Below are 3,122 nucleotides of genomic sequence, written 5' to 3' on the forward strand. Positions count from 1 at the left end.
TCCCCCTGCCGTGGCCCCACGAGGCTGCCGCCATGAGCCGCACGAAGCCCCGTTCGAACCCGTCGAACCGCCGAGCCCCTCAACTCGACGCAAACAGACGAGAGTTACGAGCTCACCGGCGCCGCTGCGCCACGCCTGACCAACCGGCTCGCCGGCCCGCTGGGCCGCACTGTCACCCCGGCGACGCGCAACGGGCGTCAGGGCGGCCACGGTGGCGACCGCGGTGGCGGTGGCAGTGACGCGGCCAGCCCGCACCCCGACGACCGGTCCCGGCCGCGACCGGGCCGGCCGGCACGCCCCGGAGCCTCACCGTCGACACAGCCGTTTCCGGTTGCTCGGAACTCCCCGGGATGCCGGCCGTCCCTTTCTCTGCGTAACGCTCCGTAACGCGCGCGCAATACACAGCACAGTTTCGTCTTCGGCCGTGCCTGCGCCCGTGGCCTTTCCGAACCGGTTCACGTCACCCGCGCCCCGGCAACCGCGTGATCTCGGCCACGGCCAACCGGAAGTGCGCGTTCTCAGAATGCGGACTTCGGAGAAAGTCCACCAAACCCGCCGAGACAGCCCGCCACCGAAGCCGGGCATCCACCGCGTCATAACAAGAAAGTCACAAGCCAGCCCACGCCGCTGACCCTGCCTCCGCACGGGCTTAGAGTCACGGCCAGTCACCGCTCCATCGGGAGTTCGGTACCAGCGCGGCACTCACCCCCCGATCAGGGCGGGCCTGCCTGTGAAAGGACTGATCGTGCGACAGCGTTCCTTGGTGATTCTTACCTCCGTTCTTACGACCGGAGCTCTGACTCTCACCGCCTGCGGCTCCCGAGACGACAGCGGTGACAAGAGCGGAGACAGCGGCGACGGCACCACGCTGACCATCGGCGTGGACGCGCCCCTGTCCGGTGAGAACTCCACCACCGGCCTCGGCATCCAGTACGGCGCTCAGATCGCCGTCGACGACGCCAACAAGAACAACTGGGTCCCGGGCGTGAAATTCAAGCTCAGGGCCCTGGACGACAAGGCGCAGCCCGCCACCGGCCAGTCCAACGCCACCAGCCTCACCGGCGACAAGACCGTCGTCGGCGCCGTCGGCCCGCTGAACTCCGGCGTCGCCCAGACGATGCAGCAGGTGTTCGCCTCGGCCAACATGGTCCAGATCTCCCCCGCGAACACCGCCCCCGAGCTGACCCAGGGCAAGAACTGGCAGACGGACAAGAAGCGCCCGTTCAAGACGTACTTCCGCACCGCCACCACCGACGAGCTGCAGGGCAGCTTCGCGGCCGGCTACGCGTACAACGGCCTCAAGAAGAAGAAGGCTTTCGTCGTCGACGACAAGCAGACCTACGGCGCCGGCCTCGCGAAGATCTTCAACGAGCAGTTCAAGAAGCTCGGCGGCAAGGTCGTCGCCACCGACCACGTCAACACCGGCGACAAGGACTTCGGCTCCCTCGTCACGAAGATCAAGAACTCCGGTGCCGACCTGCTCTACTACGGCGGCCAGTACGACGAGTCCGCGCTGATCACCAAGCAGCTCAAGGACGCCGGCGTCAAGATCCCGCTGTTCGGCGGCGACGGCATGTTCGCCTCCACCTACATCGAGGCCGCCGGCAAGTCCTCCGAGGGCGACCTCGTCACCGCGATCGGTGTCCCCGCCGACACCCTGCCTGCGGCCAAGCAGTTCATCCAGACGTACAAGGACAAGGGTTACAAGGGCGACTACGGCGCCTACGGCGCGTACGCCTACGACGCCACCACGGCCATCATCAAGGCCGTCAAGGCCGCGGCCGACGCCAACGGCGGCAAGGTGCCCACCGACATCAACGACCTGCGCTCCAAGGTCGTCGACGGCGTCCAGAAGTCCGACTTCGAAGGCCTCACCGGCAAGGTCTCCTTCGACCAGTACGGCGACACCACCAACAAGCAGCTGACGGTGTACCAGGTCGAGAAGGGTGCCTGGAAGGCCGTGGAGACCGGCACCGCCGACCTCCAGTAGTTCCGGCCCCCCAGTACGCCGCACCACGGGCCGCGCGGGAGGACGACCCCGACCGCGCGGCCCGTTTTCACACCCCCACCCAGCACACGACCACGCACACATCCAGTGCACACCACCACCAGCGACATGGAGGCCATGCGGTGAACACCCTGCCGCAGCAGCTGGCCAACGGGCTGCTTCTCGGCTCGATGTACGGGCTGATAGCCATCGGTTACACGATGGTGTACGGCATCGTCCAGCTCATCAACTTCGCGCACGGCGAGATCTTCATGACCGGCGCGTTCGGCGCCCTCACGGTCTACTTCTACATCCTCCCCGACGGCACCTCGATGGCCCTCGCCGTACCCCTGATGCTCCTGGGCGGCGCCATCGTGGCCATCCTCATCGCCGTCGGAGCGGAACGGTTCGCCTACCGGCCACTGCGCGGAGCACCACGACTGGCACCGCTCATCACCGCCATCGGCCTCTCCCTGGCGCTCCAGGAGGTCGTGCGCAACTTCTACCCCGGCGCCGACCGCACCCGCGCCTTCCCCGGCCTCGACGCCACCCACGACATCGGCTCCATCACCATCAAGGACGCCGACATCTTCCTCATCCTCGCCGCCGTCACCTGCATGGCCGCCCTCGCCTTCTTCGTGCGCCGCAGCCGCACCGGCCGCGCCATGCAGGCCACCGCGCAGGACCCCGACACCGCACAGCTGATGGGCATCGACACCAACCGCATCATCGTCATCGCCTTCGCCATCGGCGGCTTCTTCGCCGCCGTCGCGGCCGTCGCCTACGGACTCAAGTACGGCAACGTCGACTACCGCATGGGCTTCCTCATGGGCCTCAAGGCGTTCACCGCGGCCGTCCTCGGCGGCATCGGCAACATCTACGGCGCCATGCTCGGCGGCGTCGTCCTCGGCATCGCCGAGACCCTCGCCTCCGCCTACATCGACGAGATCCCCGGTATGCAGCAGCTCGGCGGCCAGAGCTGGGCCAACGTGTGGGCCTTCTGCCTCCTCATCCTCGTGCTCCTCTTCAGGCCACAGGGCCTGCTCGGCGAGCGCGTCGCGGACAGGGCGTGATCACATGACCGAGACGACCAAGACCCCCGCCCCGGACGCCATGCCCACCCCGCCCGCACCCC

Annotated in this window: 2 protein-coding genes; both read left to right on the forward strand. The window is 67.8% G+C overall.

Annotated elements, in window-relative coordinates; all coding sequences use genetic code 11:
• Positions 1–760 precede the first annotated feature (760 nt).
• On the forward strand, positions 761–1,990 hold the full coding sequence (locus tag CA983_RS42000) for a branched-chain amino acid ABC transporter substrate-binding protein (protein WP_086605898.1): 1,230 nt from the start codon (positions 761–763) through the stop codon (positions 1,988–1,990).
• Positions 1,991–2,130: 140 nt separating this feature from the next.
• Positions 2,131–3,060: a branched-chain amino acid ABC transporter permease gene (locus tag CA983_RS42005; RefSeq protein WP_086605899.1), complete on the forward strand. Its 930-nt coding sequence runs from the start codon at positions 2,131–2,133 to the stop codon at positions 3,058–3,060.
• Positions 3,061–3,122: the final 62 nt, after the last annotated feature.

The sequence above is a fragment of the Streptomyces swartbergensis genome, from assembly GCF_002148965.1.
Taxonomy (GTDB): domain Bacteria; phylum Actinomycetota; class Actinomycetes; order Streptomycetales; family Streptomycetaceae; genus Streptomyces; species Streptomyces swartbergensis.